The organism is Pseudomonas sp. GW821-FHT07B01 (assembly GCF_059419065.1).
The window spans coordinates 281,164-297,298 of record NZ_JBWKRA010000002.1 but is presented as its reverse complement, the minus strand read 5'-3'; the positions used below and the strand labels follow the sequence as shown (position 1 = coordinate 297,298).

Annotated in this window: 16 protein-coding genes and 1 pseudogene; 14 read left to right on the top strand and 3 right to left on the bottom strand. The window is 59.4% G+C overall.

The window, feature by feature from the left end:
- Window positions 1-28 precede the first annotated feature (28 nt).
- The 3 genes from AC07S6_RS03890 to AC07S6_RS03880 all read left to right on the top strand — a co-directional run bounded on the left by AC07S6_RS03890 (window position 29) and on the right by AC07S6_RS03880 (window position 4,086).
- Entirely contained in the window at window positions 29-1,408 is a 1,380-nt protein-coding gene (locus AC07S6_RS03890; RefSeq protein ID WP_495111752.1) for an APC family permease, read from the top strand.
- 123 nt (window positions 1,409-1,531) lie between these two features.
- A complete protein-coding gene (locus AC07S6_RS03885) occupies window positions 1,532-3,022 on the top strand; it encodes an aldehyde dehydrogenase (protein WP_495111751.1) in 1,491 nt (496 codons plus the stop codon).
- Window positions 3,023-3,153: 131 nt separating this feature from the next.
- The gene (locus tag AC07S6_RS03880) at window positions 3,154-4,086 is read left to right on the top strand and encodes a cupin domain-containing protein (protein WP_072434559.1); all 933 of its coding nucleotides are present in this window, start codon (window positions 3,154-3,156) and stop codon (window positions 4,084-4,086) included.
- A gap of 1 nt (window position 4,087) precedes the next feature.
- On the opposite strand, the gene AC07S6_RS03875 is transcribed toward AC07S6_RS03880, so the two are convergent.
- From AC07S6_RS03875 to AC07S6_RS03865, 3 genes are all read right to left on the bottom strand, one after another.
- Entirely contained in the window at window positions 4,088-4,993 is a 906-nt protein-coding gene (locus tag AC07S6_RS03875) for a LysR family transcriptional regulator (protein ID WP_495111750.1), read from the bottom strand.
- A 117-nt stretch (window positions 4,994-5,110) separates the two neighbouring features.
- Window positions 5,111-5,371 carry a metallothionein gene (locus AC07S6_RS03870; protein WP_014718436.1) on the bottom strand — a complete coding sequence of 87 codons (261 nt, stop codon included), beginning with the start codon at window positions 5,369-5,371 and terminating at the stop codon, window positions 5,111-5,113.
- 56 nt (window positions 5,372-5,427) lie between these two features.
- Complete coding sequence (locus tag AC07S6_RS03865) at window positions 5,428-5,655, bottom strand: hypothetical protein (RefSeq protein WP_003191203.1); 228 nt, start codon at window positions 5,653-5,655, stop codon at window positions 5,428-5,430.
- Window positions 5,656-5,872: 217 nt separating this feature from the next.
- Here AC07S6_RS03865 and AC07S6_RS03860 point away from each other — a divergent pair, with 217 nt between their 5' ends.
- From AC07S6_RS03860 to AC07S6_RS03810, 11 genes and pseudogenes are all read left to right on the top strand, one after another.
- Window positions 5,873-7,600, top strand: a complete 1,728-nt coding sequence (locus tag AC07S6_RS03860) for a hydrogenase maturation protein (protein WP_495111749.1) — start codon at window positions 5,873-5,875, stop codon at window positions 7,598-7,600.
- Window positions 7,601-7,742: 142 nt separating this feature from the next.
- Entirely contained in the window at window positions 7,743-8,369 is a 627-nt protein-coding gene (locus AC07S6_RS03855) for a dTMP kinase (RefSeq protein WP_495111748.1), read from the top strand.
- A gap of 10 nt (window positions 8,370-8,379) precedes the next feature.
- On the top strand, window positions 8,380-9,159 hold the full coding sequence (locus AC07S6_RS03850) for a hypothetical protein (protein ID WP_138763784.1): 780 nt from the start codon (window positions 8,380-8,382) through the stop codon (window positions 9,157-9,159).
- A gap of 6 nt (window positions 9,160-9,165) precedes the next feature.
- Window positions 9,166-9,759, top strand: a complete 594-nt coding sequence (locus AC07S6_RS03845) for a hypothetical protein (protein ID WP_495111747.1) — start codon at window positions 9,166-9,168, stop codon at window positions 9,757-9,759.
- A 112-nt stretch (window positions 9,760-9,871) separates the two neighbouring features.
- Window positions 9,872-10,120: a CsbD family protein gene (locus tag AC07S6_RS03840; protein ID WP_014718439.1), complete on the top strand. Its 249-nt coding sequence runs from the start codon at window positions 9,872-9,874 to the stop codon at window positions 10,118-10,120.
- Window positions 10,121-10,610: 490 nt separating this feature from the next.
- A complete protein-coding gene (locus AC07S6_RS03835) occupies window positions 10,611-11,978 on the top strand; it encodes an epoxide hydrolase family protein (protein WP_495111746.1) in 1,368 nt (455 codons plus the stop codon).
- Window positions 11,979-12,040: 62 nt separating this feature from the next.
- On the top strand, window positions 12,041-13,114 hold the full coding sequence (locus AC07S6_RS03830) for an alpha/beta fold hydrolase (protein ID WP_495111745.1): 1,074 nt from the start codon (window positions 12,041-12,043) through the stop codon (window positions 13,112-13,114).
- 24 nt (window positions 13,115-13,138) lie between these two features.
- Window positions 13,139-13,648 (top strand): cytochrome P460 family protein, encoded by a 510-nt coding sequence (locus AC07S6_RS03825; protein ID WP_495111744.1) that lies wholly within the window; start codon window positions 13,139-13,141, stop codon window positions 13,646-13,648.
- 25 nt (window positions 13,649-13,673) lie between these two features.
- Window positions 13,674-14,450, top strand: a complete 777-nt coding sequence (locus tag AC07S6_RS03820; RefSeq protein ID WP_054918943.1) for an alpha/beta fold hydrolase — start codon at window positions 13,674-13,676, stop codon at window positions 14,448-14,450.
- A 12-nt stretch (window positions 14,451-14,462) separates the two neighbouring features.
- A pseudogene (locus AC07S6_RS03815) lies at window positions 14,463-14,540 on the top strand (creatininase family protein); the annotation flags it as partial.
- Window positions 14,541-14,638: 98 nt separating this feature from the next.
- The gene (locus AC07S6_RS03810) at window positions 14,639-16,057 is read left to right on the top strand and encodes an aldehyde dehydrogenase family protein (RefSeq protein WP_495111743.1); all 1,419 of its coding nucleotides are present in this window, start codon (window positions 14,639-14,641) and stop codon (window positions 16,055-16,057) included.
- Window positions 16,058-16,135 lie beyond the last annotated feature (78 nt).

The window sequence follows — 16,135 nt, the reverse complement described above, 5'->3', positions numbered from 1 at the left end:
CCTGCATTCCACTTTCCAGGAGTCAGCAATGAATACAATAACAAACGTAGCCGATACTCCCGCCGATCAAACCTCAACCCAACTGACCTCATCGCGCCGCTTTCGACAACCCCTGGGCCTTGTCGGGCTTGTACTGTTCGGCCTGGCGTATATGGTGCCGCTGGCGGTGTTCACCACCTACGGCCTGGTCACCCAGATGACCAAAGGGCATCTGGCCACCGCCTACCTGTTGACCCTGGCTGCCATGCTGCTGACGGCCTACAGCTATGGGTGCATGGTCAAGGCGCACCCGTATTCGGGCTCGGTCTACACCTATACGCGCAAGGCGTTTGGCGCCTCCTTCGGCTTTATCGCCGGCTGGACCTTGCTGCTGGACTACATCTTCCTGCCGCTGCTCAGCTATTTGCTGATCGGCATCTACTTGTCCGAATACTTTCCTACCGTGCCCACCGCCGTATGGGTATTGGGCTCCATTGCCCTGGTGACGGCGCTCAATCTGGTGGGTATCGAGTCGATTACCCGGGTCAATTGGGTGCTGATCGTGGCCCAACTGGTGTTCATCGTGGTGTTCGTGGGGTTGTCGATCCACAACCTCAGCGGGCAAGCCGAGCCGGTGTCGCTGCTCATGCCGTTTCACCATGAAGGCTTCAGTGTGCCGCTGATCATGACCGGCGCGGCGGTGCTGTGCCTGTCGTTCCTGGGGTTTGATGCGGTATCGACCCTGGCCGAGGAGACGCCGGACCCACGCCGTACCATTCCGCAGGCAATCATGGCGGTGTCGCTGATCGGTGGGTTGCTGTTTCTGGTGGTGTCGTATTGCGCCCAGATGGTCTTCCCGGAATGGAACAGTTTCGCCGATCCCGACGCGGCTTCGGTGGATGTGATGCGTCGGGTCGGCGGTGAGCTGCTGGTGAGTGCATTTACCGCCACCTACGTGGCGGGTTGTTTCGCTTCCGCGATGGTCTCCCAGGCCAGCGTGTCCCGGGTGCTGTTCGCCATGGGCCGCGACGGCGCATTGCCCAGGGTATTCGGCAAGCTGGTGACGAAAAAACGCGTGCCGGCCAATGCGATCATGCTGGTCAGCCTGTTTTCGCTGATTGCGCTGTTTATCAGCCTGGACACCGTGGCCAACATGATCAGCTTTGGCGCGCTGTTCGCGTTTTCGGCGGTGAACCTGGCCGTGATCAAGCATTACCTGGGCGACCAGAAGCTGCGCGGCACACGCAACTATCTGCTGTACGCCGCCCTGCCGGGCCTGGGGTTTCTCAGCACGCTGTGGTTGTGGACGAGCCTGTCCGGCCTGTCGTTCACCATCGGCCTGGGCTGGATGGGCCTGGGGCTGCTGTGTTTGCTGTGCCTCACCCGAGGGTTCCGGGTGGGGATGCCGGAATTGCACATGGCCGAATAAGCGAAATAGCCACCCACTTATACAACTGACACACCTGGGCTCATGTGGGAGGGGGCTTGCCCCCGATGGCGCCCTCAGGGCCGGCCAGGATGTTGGATCCATACCCCGCTTCAGGAATACAACATGTTCAACCTAGACTATTGGCAGCAACGCGCTGCTCGCCAAACCTTCATCAGCACCGCCCTGATCGACGGCCATCCCGTAGGTGCACTCTGCGGGGCGACCTTCGACACCATCAACCCGGCGACTAACCGAGTCCTTGCGCAGGTCGCCGCCTGCGGTGCAGCGGAGGTCGACCTGGCAGTGCGCTCCGCACGCCGCGCCTTTGAGAACGGCCCGTGGCGGCGCATGCCTCCAGGCGAACGCAAAAAAGTCCTGATCAAACTCGCCGACCTGTTGATGACCCACCGCGAAGAACTCGCATTGCTGGATTCCTTGAACATGGGCAAGCCGGTAATGGATGCCTACAACGTGGACGTCCCCGGCGCTGCGCACGTGTTCGCCTGGTACGGTGAAGCCCTGGACAAGCTCTACGATCAGGTCGCGCCGACTGCCCACGACGCGTTGGCGACCATCACCCGCGAAGCCCTGGGTGTGATTGCAGCCGTGGTGCCATGGAATTTTCCGCTGGACATGGCCGCCTGGAAACTGGCACCCGCCTTGGCGGCAGGCAATAGCGTGGTACTCAAGCCCGCTGAGCAATCGCCGTTTTCCGCCCTGCGCCTGGCCCAACTGGCGCTCGAGGCGGGCGTCCCCGAGGGCGTGCTGAACGTGGTGCCAGGCATGGGCGATGGCGCTGGCAAGGCACTGGGGTTGCACCCGGACGTCGATTGCCTGGTGTTTACCGGTTCGACCCAAGTGGGCAAGTACTTCATGCAGTACTCCGCACAGTCCAACCTCAAACAGGTGTGGCTGGAGTGTGGTGGCAAGAGCCCGAACCTGGTGTTTGCAGACTGTCAGGACCTGGACCTGGCGGCGGAGAAGGCGGCCTTCGGGATTTTCTTCAACCAGGGCGAGGTGTGTTCGGCCAATTCGCGCCTCTACGTGCAACGCTGCATCCACGACGAGTTCATCGAGCGGCTGATCGATAAATCCCACGCCTGGATGCCCGGCAACCCACTGAACCCTGCCAGCGCAGCCGGTGCAATTGTCGACAGCGGGCAAACCGCACGCATCATGCAAGCCATCGGGCAAGCTCGCGCAGACGGTGCCACGCTGTTGACCGGTGGCCAACAGTTGAACATCGAGGGTTGTTCAAACTTCATCCAGCCGACGATATTCGCCAACGTCACCGCAGATATGAGCCTTTCCCGTGAGGAGGTGTTTGGCCCCGTGCTGGCGGTGAGTGCCTTCGATACCGAAGAACAGGCGATACAGCAAGCCAACGACAGCCTCTACGGCCTGGCGGCATCGGTGTGGAGTGATGACCTGAACCGTGCGCATCGCGTGGCCCGTGCCCTGAACGCCGGCACCGTGTCGGTCAACACCATTGATGCGCTGGATGTGACCGTGCCGTTTGGCGGCGGCAAACAGTCGGGGTTCGGGCGCGATTTGTCGCTGCATTCGTTTGATAAGTACACGCAACTGAAAACCACCTGGTTCCAGTTGCGTTAACTGCCCCGTTTCGCATAACTGCTGTGCCGTCACAGGCATTCATCCGCCAGTGGGCAATGCCTATAGTCCACTCACCCCGTGCAGCGCTTCAACCGCGCTGCGCGATCCAGCCCAAGACTGAGGTGAGCCTGATGAACCGTGAATTGGACCCCGCACTGACGGATATCAACCAAGTGGACGCCGAGTACTTCGAGTACAGCAAGGCGGCGAACCCCATCAGTGCCAACCTGATTTCCCGCATTCCCTACCACAGCTTTCCCGCCTCGCTGTATGACAATGGCCCCTCCCGCGTGGTACCGCTGGACCTCAGCGAGGCTTTGGGCTGCGAAGGCCCCGCCACCGGCCCCGGGTTGTGCGCAAACTTCATGCGCCTTAACCGTGGTGACACACTGACCCTGCAACCCAACGCCACTTCCCAGGTGTTCTACGTGATTGCCGGGCAGGGCAGCGTGGTTCAGGGGGAGTATGAGATTCAATGGTCCAAGGGCTGCTTTATTGCCCTACCGGGATTACAGCAGGCGCACTTCAGTGCCCGCGAGGATGCACGTCTTTACTATGTTCACGATGAGCCGTTGCTGCGTTACCTGGGGGTGACACCCCGCGCCGATCGCTTTGCGCCGACCCTGTACCCAGCAGCGCTGGCCAACGCGAAGTTGCGTGAAGCGGCCGATGATCCCAGGGCACAGGACCGCAGCCGCATCAGCATCCTGCTGGGGAACCGTCATTTCCCGCAGACGCGCACGGTGACTCACGTGCTGTGGGCCATGTACGGGATTCTGCCGGCGGGATCGGTGCAGAAACCCCATCGGCATCAGTCGATTGCACTGGACTTCATTATTGATTGCCCCAAGGGCTGTTATTCATTGGTGGGCACCGAGCTGGACGCGGATGGGCAAATCCGTAACCCGCAGCGGGTCGACTGGTCGCCCGGCCTGGCGTTTGTCACACCACCCGGTTACTGGCATGCGCATTTTAATGAATCGGATAGCGAGGCGTTCCTGATCCCGATTCAGGATGCGGGGCTGCAAACCTACTTGCGTGCGCTGGATATCCGCTTCAGTTGAGTCACTTCCAGTCCGGTGTTTCGCCCAGTCGTTCAACGATAAAGTCGATAAAACACCGGACCTTCGATGACACGATGCGCTTGGGCGGGTACACAAACCACACCGCAAACGCCCGCTCCACGCCCTGGATGTGCCATTCGGGCAGCCACACTGCCAACTCGCCGGCCTCGATACTTCGTGCCACCAGCCAGTCCGGCAACAGCCCAAAGCCCAAGCCTTGGCGCACGGCGATGAGTTGCGCGTCCAGGTCATTGATTCGAATCACGCCGTCATGCTGCAACGGGAGCGCGCGGCCGGCGGATACAAAACTGATATCGCCGGTGGCCGCCGTGCCCAGCACCGCAGGCACACCGGCCAAGTCCGTGGGCGTGGACGGAGGAGGGTGCTGCGTGCCAAACGCCGGGCTGACCACCAAGCGGTAGTGGCCGTCGCTGAGCTTGCGTGCCTTGAGCGCCGAATCGGCCAGCTCGCCAATGCGGATGGCCAAGTCGACGCCGGCATGAATCAAATTGACCTTGTTGTTATCCAGCACCAGTTCCACGCTGATCTGCGGGTAGCGCGCCAGAAAGTCATTCAACGCCGGCAGGATGTGATGGCGAGCAAACGCCGGTGGCAGGTTGAGTTTCAACACGCCCCGGGGATGCTGGTTCAGCGCAGACGTGGCTGCCTTGGCGTGTTCCAGTTCATCCAATACTCTGCGTGCGTGTATCAGGAAGGTCTGGCCGCCTTCGGTCAGATGCAGCGTGCGTGTGGAGCGGTTGAACAGCGCTATGCCCAGGTCCTGCTCGAGGTCCTTCACATAGCGTGAAACCGTTGAGGCCTTGATCCCCAAGCGCTCGGCGGCACGGGAGAAATTGTTGCCTTCGGCGGCTTCGATGAAGGCGGTGAGCGCGGTGAAATAGTCCAAGGGCAGCCTCAGGGCAGGGCGGTGAGACGTGCAGGTTGTTGATTTTTGCCGGGGGCTGTCAACTGCTAGACCCTAGAGCCACGATGCAACCCCCGTTTTCCTAGCGGGGCTGAATGATCAAGGCGATATGGGATCGCTTGCAGGAAAGGTTTCTTCGATCGCCTCGTCGAGCTGGCTATCGCTGACGGAGCGGTCTCGCACCTTCACATTCGACTCGCAATGGCAATCGGCACTGGGGCACGCTTGACCCTGTGGGTGCAAGTCGGCGCATGCCTGGCTGCAGTAGGCTTTGCCGTTGCGCTGGTGACGCGTGTCATGGGTCACCTGGCAGGTGCAACCTGGGCAGGCGCAGGGCAAACCTTGAGTTGTCGGGTTCATAGGTCCTCCGAATATTCAGTGATTGATAAACGGGCAGCGGTTTTCTGATACGTAAATCAGGGCTGCTGGTAATGCCCTGGGATGTCATGGCCTTCATCGGCGGGCTTGTTGCGCTTTTGCACCTGGACGTCGCTCAATTTCGCGTCCTTGAGCTCTGCAAAGCGCTGCCTGAGCAGGGACTCGGCCCATTGAGGGTCCAGCGTGTCGGCATCGTGCTCAAGCGTGCGGCTTTGTGGCTGGTTGTCGAGGATGAAACTGATGAGGTAATGCGGTTTCTCGAACATGAACGTGGCTCCGTTACGGTTAACAAGGCGTACCCGAGCAGGGCATGTTCATTTGATGAGTAGGTTGCGCGGTGATTCAGAAAAAATAAGCCGCTTTCATCTATTGATCTCGATCAGGTGGGGAGGCTGGCTCGCTCTATAACCTTGGGCGCTTATAGATGGCCAGGGACGGCTCAACGGGCTGCTCTGGTCGCACATTCTCAAGGAAGAGTCAGCCATGCGATCACTGAAGATCCTGTTGTTATCATCGGCATTCAACGGTTTAACCCAACGGGCCTGGCTGGATCTGCGCCAGGCGGGTCACGACCCCAGCGTTGTGGTGTTCACCGATCAAGCCACGGTATGCCAGCAGGTCGAGGCGTCTGGCGCCGACCTGGTGATCTGCCCATTTTTGAAGGACCGTGTGCCGCATCAACTGTGGAGCCATCCGCAACGCCCGGTGGTGATCATCCATCCGGGCATCGTCGGCGACCGTGGCGCCAGTGCGCTGGACTGGGCCATCACCCAGCAGGCCCGCCGTTGGGGCGTCACCGCCTTGCAAGCGGTGGAGGAAATGGACGCCGGGCCAATCTGGTCCACCTGTGAGTTCGACATGCCCGCCCAGGTGCGCAAATCCGAGCTGTACAACGGCGTGGTGAGCGACGCCGCGATGGTTTGCATTCGTGACGTAGTGGCGAAATTCGCCAAGGGATTCGTCCCGACACCGCTCGATTACACCCAACCCGGCGTCATCGGGCGCTTGCAGCCGAACATGACCCAGGCCGACCGCACCTTCAGTTGGTTCGATTGCGCAGGCTTTATCAAACGCAGCCTCGACGCTGCCGATGGCCAGCCCGGCGTGTTGGCCAGCCTGTTGGGCGGGCAATATTACCTCTACGACGCGCACTTGGACGCCCGCCAGGGCACTCCCGGAGAAATCCTCGCGGTACAGGACGACGCTGTGTTGGTGGCGGCTGGAGATCACAGCCTGTGGATCGGCTCGCTCAAACCCAAAGGCCCAGAGACCTTCAAACGACCGGCACGGCACGTTCTGGCTGAGCAGTTGGCCGGGGTGCCGGTGCTGGACAGTTCAATCGCCTGCCAGGCGTTCAACGAGCGGGTCTATCAACCCATTCGCTACCAAGAGTTCGGCCACGTCGGCGAACTGACGTTCGAGTTCTACAACGGCGCCATGAGCACCGAACAATGCCAGCGGCTGGTCGCAGCGTTGCGCTGGGCCAAGGCGCGAGATACCCGGGTGTTGCTGATCAAGGGCGGGCGCGGCAGCTTTTCCAATGGGGTGCACCTAAACGTCATCCAGGCCGCCGACGTGCCGGGGCTGGAAGCCTGGGCCAACATTCAAGCCATCGACGATGTGTGCCTGGAGCTGCTCACTGCCAGGCAACTGGTGATCAGCGGCCTGACCGGCAGCGCAGGCGCAGGCGGTGTGATGCTGGCGCTGGCCGCCGACATTGTATTGGCCCGCGAAGGTGTGGTGCTCAACCCGCACTACAAGACCATGGGACTCTACGGCTCCGAATACTGGACCTACAGCCTGCCACGGGCCGTGGGCAGCGAAATCGCGCATAAGCTTACCGAAGAATGCCTGCCCATCAGCGCCATCCAGGCCCAGCAGTACGGCATGGTTCAGGCCATCGGCCCGCGTTGCCCACAAGCATTTGGCTTGTGGCTTTTGCAACAGGCCGACAGTGCGTTGACCGATGATAAGTACCTTCATGCACGCACACGTAAAGCCACGCTGGATACTCAGCAAGTTGAACGCTGTCGCGAGCAGGAACTGGCACAGATGCGATTCGACATGGTGGGAAATCGCCAGCAGTTTGCCGAGAAATGCCGCAACTTCGTGTTTAAACGCAAAACCTGCCAGACCCCGCAGCGGTTGATTGCGCCGTGGGCGTTGAGGTACGAGGCTGGCGTGCCGCAAAGCCGGATGCTGAATGACTGACCGTCGACGCGGGGAGGGCGCGGCGGCCAGTCCAGCCTCGCGTTGGGCGATAGGGTTCCCCATAATGAAGTCCAATTTGCCCAAATGCTCAAACTAGAGGCCCCATGGAACTGTACAACCTTAACGATGACGCAGCGCTCGTATGACTCGGGCGCTGTTTATTTCGTTGGATGGGCCCAAGGGTACCGGCAAAACCACGCTGTTGGAGGCCGTTACGACAGCGTTGAGGGCCGACAATAAAAAGGTCGTCCGACTGTGCGAGCGCAAGAGCGATCCCTATCGAGCGCAAACGATGGCGCTGGTTAACAAATTCGCCAGAGACCCCAGCCGGGATCTGGAACTTGAGGTGTGTGAGCGCTTTGCTGACAGCCGCAGCTGGATTACCCAGCACGTACTGGCCGCACAGCCACCTGATAGCATCATCCTGATGGATCGCTGGTACCCGTCTGATGCCGCGTTTCGTCGGTTGATACCCTTCGCAGACATTCTTGAGCTGAACATTAATCGGCAGGTGCAAGTGCCGGACCTGCACGTGGGGGTTGTCACCGCGGCGCAAATATCCTGGGCACGGGCGGCAGCACGACGGCGCGGGCTGAGCAGTACGGTGATGTTTAAGCTGGAGGAGCAAGTTGTGTGTACCGAGGCTTTTGAACGAGCGGCGGTGGGGCAGGGGTGGGTGATGTGTCGCAATGAAGGGACGATTGAGGAGGCGATGAGGCGGGTGGTTTTGCAGATATATAAGGTCCTTCATCCCAAGCATCAGGAGTAACGGAGTGCCGTTGAACCAGCAAGATCAGGATGATGTTGGTCATCAGAACAAACGTCACCGAACGAAGAAACTCTATGAAAACGTCGTGATAGGAAACTTCCTGTACGGTCTCGGATTCGCCGTGCGGTCATGTCTAGACGCAAACACCTCGATCCCAAGCGTGGTCAACCTGCTACAGCAGACGCCTGCAGACAAAGAGCTGGCTGACGTACTGCTGAGCTTTCCAGGTGTCGTGCGCTTGATCGAATTCAAGATGAAGGGCGCCAGCCTGAAAAAAGAACGACTACGACATCGTTTACTCATGGCCGCCCTGACAGGTGAGAATCAGGTATTGGTCGAAACGTCCAGAAGCCTGCACTGGTATGTGGAGGTGGGCGCCAATGACACCGACACGCCTTTGGTTTCGCGAGCCGTGCCTTATCTGGACGCCTTCGACGAAGAACACTTGGCGTTGTCCGCGGGAAGCCTTGAACGACTCGTGGAGCAAACCGCGCGCGAAGCTGTTCGCGGCCTGGACCCGATGATGCGCGAGCGTTCACAGATATACCTGCGATTTTTACGCAATATTCAAGCTGACGACCCGGTGGGCGCAGGTGGTGTGCTTCTGGTCATGGGCGCAGGTGGAGCAATGCATTTTGTTCAGCTGCGAGACGTCTGTGATTTGAGTATGCCGCACAGGCAATGGCTGGAGCTGGAAATGAGCGGTCCGCAGCTGGAGCGATCTGTGCCTGCATTGGAGCGAGGCATGAAGCGTCCCAAACACCGCGACGGCCCCGAATATGGAAGGTAATGACCCATGGACGAACACGTGAACGAGAATGACCTCAGCCTGCGGGCCATGGCCGTTGCTGCCAAGGGCATCATGAGCGCAGCGGAAAATGACAGAAAAGCCGCTGAGCAGGCGATTGCGCGCCTTGGCTATCTGGAAAAACGTGTTGAGCAGAGCCTGCAACAGATTCCGACGATACTGGGCGCTTCAGCGGCGCAGATCGCAGATTCAGTGGCTTCAAAGGCGGCCGAGCAGTTGGTTGGCAGGTTCAGACAGGCCGATGCCGCGGCGCTTGATGCCGCGCAAAAGTACCAGGCCGCCAGTGACAGCCTTAAGCGTCGATTCTGGCTCAGCATCTTCGCTATTCATCTAGGTGTGGTATTGCCTCTGGCGTTGCTGTTTTTCTTTGCGGTCCCCAGCACCGATGAGATTGCGCAAAGGCAACGAGAGTTAGCGGCGCTTGAGCAAAACATACAAGCGTTGAAACGCCAGGGTGGTGACGCTGCCATTATTGACTGCGAGGGACGCCCGTGCGTGCGCACGCGAGAGGTCCCGGGCGAAAACCCCTATCACGATGCCGCTACAGGGAAGAAGACTTATCGGTTGATCTGGACCAAGTGAGCTTCATCAACTTTGAACTAATCACTAAGCCTGTCCACCTAACGCTTTGCACGTTGCCTCAAGCCCGGGGTTTTCCTGGGTTACCCAATCACACACGAAGGTTTGGTTAATCATGAAGAGCGAACAGGTAGAAGGCGTTGTAGAAAAGGTTGCTGGCAAAGCGCAGAGCGCAGTCGGGAAACTTTTTGGTGATTCGAAGTTGGAAGCTGAGGGCGCTGGACGCCAGGCTGCGGGTCAACTGACGCAAACCTATGGTGACGCACTGGACAGCGTTTCTACATTCGTCAAAGAAAAACCGGTTGCTGCACTGGCAATCGGGGCTGTTGCTCTACTGGTGCTGAAGAGATTGCTTGGTCGCTGAACAGCAGTAGCGTCAATAAGATTGCTAACGCGGTAGAAACGATGGTGAACGCTAACCAGAATCAGGGGCAAATTTCTGCAGTTTCTTGCAGGCGTGGTAGGGCGTGAAGTGGAGCGGGGTATCTGCCTGTTCCTTGGGTAGCCAAGTCATGCTGCCTGGCAATCGACGCGGTCTCTATGCCCTTTGCCGAGCTTGATGGGCTGAAAAGCCCTTATGTTTTCCAGGTCCCAGAAAAGCCAATGCCCCGACAAGTCGGGGCATTGGCTTTTTTACGAGCGAGTGGTCGGTTTGTATCGTTTTGTATCTGCGCTTTGGATAGATACACAGCGATTCCTTTAAGTCGGTTGATGACACATACGGGATACCCGCGGGGCTTTAAATGAACCCATCGAGAAGGCGCAAACCTTTTCCAATGGATGACTCATTTAACTCGCGGTTATCCCTGCGCGTTTCGCGACGTTGTCGACCAATGACTTATAGGAAATTCAAAATGCCTGCAGCTACGTTCGGTTACACCTGGCGCCATTGTCTGGCTTCTTCCGTGAGAATGGGCGCTTTGGGGTTGGCCCTGATAGCCAGCAGCGGTGGTGCCTGGGCTGCTGGCCCGGCCGCCGATGCGTCAGTTGCCAGCTCGGCCTCGACCCATCCCGAATCGATTAGACCTTATCGAATTCACGTCGATGAAGCGCAATTGACCGATCTGAAAAAGCGCATTGCGGCGACCCGCTGGCCGGACAAAGAGACCGTCAATGACGTTTCCCAAGGCGTGCAGTTGGCCCAGGTCCAGGCGCTGGTGAAGTATTGGGGCAGCGGCTATGACTGGCGCAAGGCCGAAGCGAAGCTCAATGCGCTGCCTGAATTCATCACGACTATCGACGGCGTGGATATTCAATTCATCCATGTTCGCTCGCCAAACCCCAACGCGATGCCGCTGCTTCTGACACACGGATGGCCTGGCTCACAGTTTGAGTTCCTGAAGACGATCGGCCCGCTGACGGATCCCGTTGCTTACGGCGGTAAGGTTGAAGATTCGTTCGACGTGATCATTCCATCGATTCCGGGACACGGTTTTTCCGGTAAGCCAACTGAATTGGGCTGGGGGCCGGATCGGGTCGCGAAGGCTTGGGATGTGCTCATCAAGCGTCTGGGTTATACCCACTATGTTTCCCAGGGCGGAGATCACGGTTCGGTCATATCGGATGCATTGGGCCGCCTGAGTCCGCCGGGGCTGTTGGGCATTCACTTGAACATGCCGGCCACCATCCCGCCCGAATTGGTCAAGCCGATCAATAGTGGTGACCCGGCCCCTGTCGGGCTCACTGAGCCTGAACGCAAGGCGTTTGATTCCTTGAGCACCTTCTTCGGCCGCAATGCAGCATACGGCGCGATGATGGTTACGCGCCCGCAGACTATCGGTTACCTGCTGGCCGATTCGCCTACCGGAACTGCGGCGTGGATGTACGAAAAAATCGCCGCGTGGACGGACAGTGATGGCCAGCCTGAACGGGTATTGAGCCGTGACGAGATGCTGGACGATATCAGCCTGTACTGGCTGACGAACGCAGGCGCATCGTCATCGCGTTTCTACTGGGAAAACAACAACAACAATTTCAGCGCTGCCGCGCAGAACACCGCAAGCATCAAGGTGCCGGTGGCGATCACGGTCTTCCCGCACGAGATCTATCAGGCGCCAAAGAGCTGGGCGCAACGCGCTTACCCATCACTTTCCTACTACAGCGAGGTTAACAAGGGCGGCCACTTCGCTTCCTGGGAGCAACCTCAATTGTTCAGCGAAGAGTTGCGGGAGGCCTTCCGGCCGCTGCGCGCCAAGCTGAGCGCAACGAAGACAGCCCAGTAGCTCACACGCAACCCAGCCAACACACCTGGCCGCTATTCGGCGGCTCGCTACGGAGAAATACCATGGAGATGACCTTGCTGAACAATCAAAATAAATCCAGCCGCCTGCGGGGTCTTGCCCCATCGCTGTTGGCAGCAGCGGTGCTGCAATTCGCGGCGGTGGCTGTCGGTTTTTCCCAAGCCAGCGCGGCTGATGTACCCGCGTCCACCGTTGGGGCTATCACCCCGGGAGCTCACACCTCTCTCGGCGCACTTAAGCATGTGAAAGCGGGGCTGCTGAACGTTTCTTACGCGGAACTCGGCCCAGCCGATGGTCCTGTGGTCATTTTGTTGCACGGCTGGCCCTACGATATCAACGCATACGCTGATGTCGCTCCTGCTTTGGCGGACAAGGGATATCGAGTGTTGATCCCTTCTGCGCGTGGTTATGGCGATACGCATTTTCTCTCGGCCAAGACCATTCGCAATGGTCAACCTGCTGCGCTGGCGACCGACCTGATCGACTTCATGGACGCGCTGAAGATCAAGACCGCGGTGCTGGGTGGGTTTGACTGGGGCGCCCGCACTGCGGATATCGTTGCCGCACTGTGGCCGGAAAGAGTGAAAGCCCTGGTCGCTGTGAGCGGTTATTTGATAGGCAGCCAAGAGGCGGGCAAGGCGCCATTGCCGCCAGCCGCCGAACTGCAGTGGTGGTACCAGTTCTATTTCGCGACCGAGCGCGGGCGCCTGGGCTACGAGAAAAACACCCATGACTTCGCCAAGCTCATCTGGAAGCTGGCGTCGCCACAGTGGAATTTCGACGACGCCACTTATGAGCGCAGCGCGGCATCCTTGCAAAACCCTGATCACGTGGCCGTGTCGATTTTCAACTATCGCTGGCGCCTGGGGTTGGTCAAGGGCGAGGCCAGATACGCCGCGCTGGAGAAGAAACTCGCGGCATTTCCATCCATCAGCGTGCCCACCATCACCCTGGAAGGTGATGCGAACGGCGCACCGCACCCACCTGCCGAAGCGTACGCCAAGCGCTTCACTGGCAAGTATGAGTACCGATTGATCACCGGTGGTGTAGGCCACAACTTGCCGCAGGAAGCGCCGAAAGCCTTCTCCCAGGCGGTGATCGACGCCGATCATCTTTGAAAACCGGCTGAGAGGATGGCGAGAATGAAGCTGAAATTTCTGGCCGCGATGTCGGCTGCCATTGCAATCGCAGCGTTGACGGCTACCGGTGTTGCCGCGGGCGACGCCAGTAAGGGCGACGCCTCGCCGATCTATGGCGTGAAACTGCCTGAAAACTACCGCCTATGGCCGCTGATTGCGCCGGCGCAGGAAGCGGCCCCCTTGAACGAACTGCGAGCCGTGCTGGGCAATGACTTGGCCATCAAGGCTTATCAGGATTCAACGCTGCCATTCCCTGATGGCACGGTGCTGGTAAAGCTGGCCTGGAAACATGTGCAGTCCCCGGAATTCGAGCCGGCGTCCATCCCGGGGCCGGCCACGACCGTGCAGGTGATGGTCAAGGACTCGAAAAAATATGCAGCAACCGGTGGTTGGGGATTCGGGCGGTTTATCAACGGTAAACCGGCCGATGAAGCCCAACACCAAACCTGCTTCGCCTGTCACCAGGCGCGAGTGCGTAATCACGATTTTGTCTTCACGCGCTTCGCTCCCTGATTTCCCGTCAAACCCGGAGTCAACAATGAAAAAAGTATTAACCGCACTGGCCGTCGCCGTCAGCCTGAGCATGGCGACACACGCCTGGTCGCAAACTGAAAAACCCACGATTGTGCTCGTACATGGCGCCTTTGCCGATGCGTCGAGTTGGAATGGCGTCGTGAAGATTCTCGAGAAGGACGGTTACCCGGTGGTTGCCGCTGCCAACCCATTGCGCGGTGTAAAGAGCGATGGTTCAGCAATCTCGGCATTGCTGACGAGCATTCATTCGCCGGTGGTGTTGGTCGGCCACTCCTATGGCGGCAACGTTATCAGTGATGCGGCCAACGATCATGCAAACGTCAAAGCCCTGGTTTACGTCAGTGCGTTTGCACCTGAGGCCGGGGAAACCGTCGCCGGGCTGGCCGGCAAATTCCCGGGCAGTACTCTGGGCCCAACGCTGGCTGCGCCTGTACCGCTGGCCGATGGGGGCAAGGACTTGTACATCCAGCAGGACAAATTTCACAACCAGTTCGCCGCTGACGTCCCCGCGAAAGAGGCGGCATTGATGGCCGCCACCCAACGCCCGGTAACGGAAGCGGCGCTCAACGAAGCGTCCGGCAGCCCTGCCTGGAAGCATATACCGTCCTGGTACATCTACGGCGACAAGGACAAGAACATTCCCCCGCAAGCCATGGCATTCATGGCCAAGCGCGCCGCTGCCAAAGCCGTGGAAGTGGTCAAGGGCGCTTCACATGTGGTGATGGTTTCGAACCCGGAACCGGTTGCCCGCCTCATCGAAAAAGCCGCCACGGCGAAATGACACGCCAAGGGCGAAGCGGCGTTTTCAGCGCTCTACGCCGAGGCGAGTTTTGCACGTCGCCCGGCGGGTTTCGTTTTGAAGTTGTGCAACGCTGAGACTCGGGAGAGGGGGATTCGACGGGGCCAACGCCTGGGCATACCGGGCGTTGTGCTTATCGCAGGCAACCGCAATCAATCAGGTACGCCACGATGTGGAAGATCAATCACAGTTACATTGACGGAGCATTCGTTCCCGTTCAGGGCAATGAAACGGTGCAATGCATCAATCCGGCTACCGAGGCGGTCATCGGTACGCTCACTCTGGCTGATCGTGAAGATGCCAGGCGCGCGGTCGCGGCGGCTTCGCATGCTCAAGTCGCGATGGGCCGCACTTCCAAGGCCGAGCGTATCGACATGCTCGAGCAGTTGCAGGCTGCCGTGCTGGCGAGCACGAATGAAATTCGCGATACCGCCATCGAAGAGTACGGTGCGCCGTTTGCCCGTGCGCAATGGGTCAGTCGCTACGCTTCGCAGTCATTTGCCAATGCGGCGCAGGTGTTGAAACACTTCGACCTGAGTCGTTCGGTCGGTGACGCTACCGTGGTGATGGAGCCGGTCGGAGTCGCGGCGCTGTTTGCCCCCTGGAACAGCACCGCCGGGACGATATGCAGCAAACTGGCATCGGCCATCGCGGCGGGTTGTGCCTCGGTCATCAAACCGAGCGAGTTGAGCCCGTTGCAAACCACCGTGCTCGCCCAAGCGATGCATCGCGCAGAGTTGCCCAACGGGGTTTTCAATATTCTGTTGGGACGCGGCAGTGATGTGGGTGACGAAATCAGCGCCAGCCCACTCATCGCGAAAATTTCATTCACCGGGTCCACCGCCACCGGAAAGATCATTGCACGTGCCGGAATCGAGACCATGAAGCGAGTGAGCCTGTCGCTCACGGGGAAGTCGGCCTCTATCATCCTGGATGACGCCGATCTCGACATCGCCATTCCCCTGGCTCTGAATGCTGCGTTCATGAACAACGGTCAGGCATGTGTCGCTGGCACACGCCTGCTGGTGCCACGCACGCACGCCGAGGACATTATCAAGCGCGTGAAAAGCCTGGTTGAAGCGATGGTCGTCGGCGATCCGCAGGATCCGGCCACGGCTCTCGGGCCGCTGGTCAATCGCGCCCAATTCGACCGCGTACAAGCTTTCATCCGCCGCGGGCAGGCGCAAGGCGCGACGTTGATTATCGGCGGGGAGGGCAGGCCGACCGGCTTGAACAGGGGCTATTTCGTCAGGCCTACGGTCTTTGCCGACGTCAGCAGTGACATGGACATCGCGCAAGAGGAGATTTTCGGCCCGGTGCTCTCGATCATTGCGTATGACTCGCAAGAACAGGCGATCGCTATTGCCAATGCCAGTCTCTACGGTTTGCAGGCTTATGTGTTTACCCGGCAACCGGAACGTGCCCAGCGCCTGGCGGCCCAGCTGCAGGCCGGCTCGGTGTTGATCAACAGAATTTCGCCAGAGCTGCTGGCGCCGTTCGGCGGGGTAAAGCAGTCCGGTGTCGGCCGGGAGTTTGGAGTCTTTGGGCTGCAAGCATTTCTTGAGGCCAAAAGCATCGTGTCGGATTAGCCTGGGGTTGGCGGGAGAGGGTGGTCGCGCAACCCAGGCCGCAGGAGAAAAAGCTAATGGCCCACAGCACGTTGCCTG

Excerpts from the sequence above, each read along its gene's own strand:
- AC07S6_RS03890 (WP_495111752.1), top strand. The coding sequence starts at position 29 with ATGAATACAATAACAAACGTAGCCGATACTCCCGCCGATCAAACCTCA.
- AC07S6_RS03885 (WP_495111751.1), top strand. The coding sequence starts at position 1,532 with ATGTTCAACCTAGACTATTGGCAGCAACGCGCTGCTCGCCAAACCTTC.
- AC07S6_RS03880 (WP_072434559.1), top strand. The coding sequence starts at position 3,154 with ATGAACCGTGAATTGGACCCCGCACTGACGGATATCAACCAAGTGGAC.
- AC07S6_RS03870 (WP_014718436.1), bottom strand. The coding sequence starts at position 5,371 with ATGAACCCGACAACTCAAGGTTTGCCCTGCGCCTGCCCAGGTTGCACC.
- AC07S6_RS03865 (WP_003191203.1), bottom strand. The coding sequence starts at position 5,655 with ATGTTCGAGAAACCGCATTACCTCATCAGTTTCATCCTCGACAACCAG.
- AC07S6_RS03860 (WP_495111749.1), top strand. The coding sequence starts at position 5,873 with ATGCGATCACTGAAGATCCTGTTGTTATCATCGGCATTCAACGGTTTA.
- AC07S6_RS03855 (WP_495111748.1), top strand. The coding sequence starts at position 7,743 with ATGACTCGGGCGCTGTTTATTTCGTTGGATGGGCCCAAGGGTACCGGC.
- AC07S6_RS03845 (WP_495111747.1), top strand. The coding sequence starts at position 9,166 with ATGGACGAACACGTGAACGAGAATGACCTCAGCCTGCGGGCCATGGCC.
- AC07S6_RS03840 (WP_014718439.1), top strand. The coding sequence starts at position 9,872 with ATGAAGAGCGAACAGGTAGAAGGCGTTGTAGAAAAGGTTGCTGGCAAA.
- AC07S6_RS03835 (WP_495111746.1), top strand. The coding sequence starts at position 10,611 with ATGCCTGCAGCTACGTTCGGTTACACCTGGCGCCATTGTCTGGCTTCT.
- AC07S6_RS03830 (WP_495111745.1), top strand. The coding sequence starts at position 12,041 with ATGGAGATGACCTTGCTGAACAATCAAAATAAATCCAGCCGCCTGCGG.
- AC07S6_RS03825 (WP_495111744.1), top strand. The coding sequence starts at position 13,139 with ATGAAGCTGAAATTTCTGGCCGCGATGTCGGCTGCCATTGCAATCGCA.
- AC07S6_RS03820 (WP_054918943.1), top strand. The coding sequence starts at position 13,674 with ATGAAAAAAGTATTAACCGCACTGGCCGTCGCCGTCAGCCTGAGCATG.
- AC07S6_RS03810 (WP_495111743.1), top strand. The coding sequence starts at position 14,639 with ATGTGGAAGATCAATCACAGTTACATTGACGGAGCATTCGTTCCCGTT.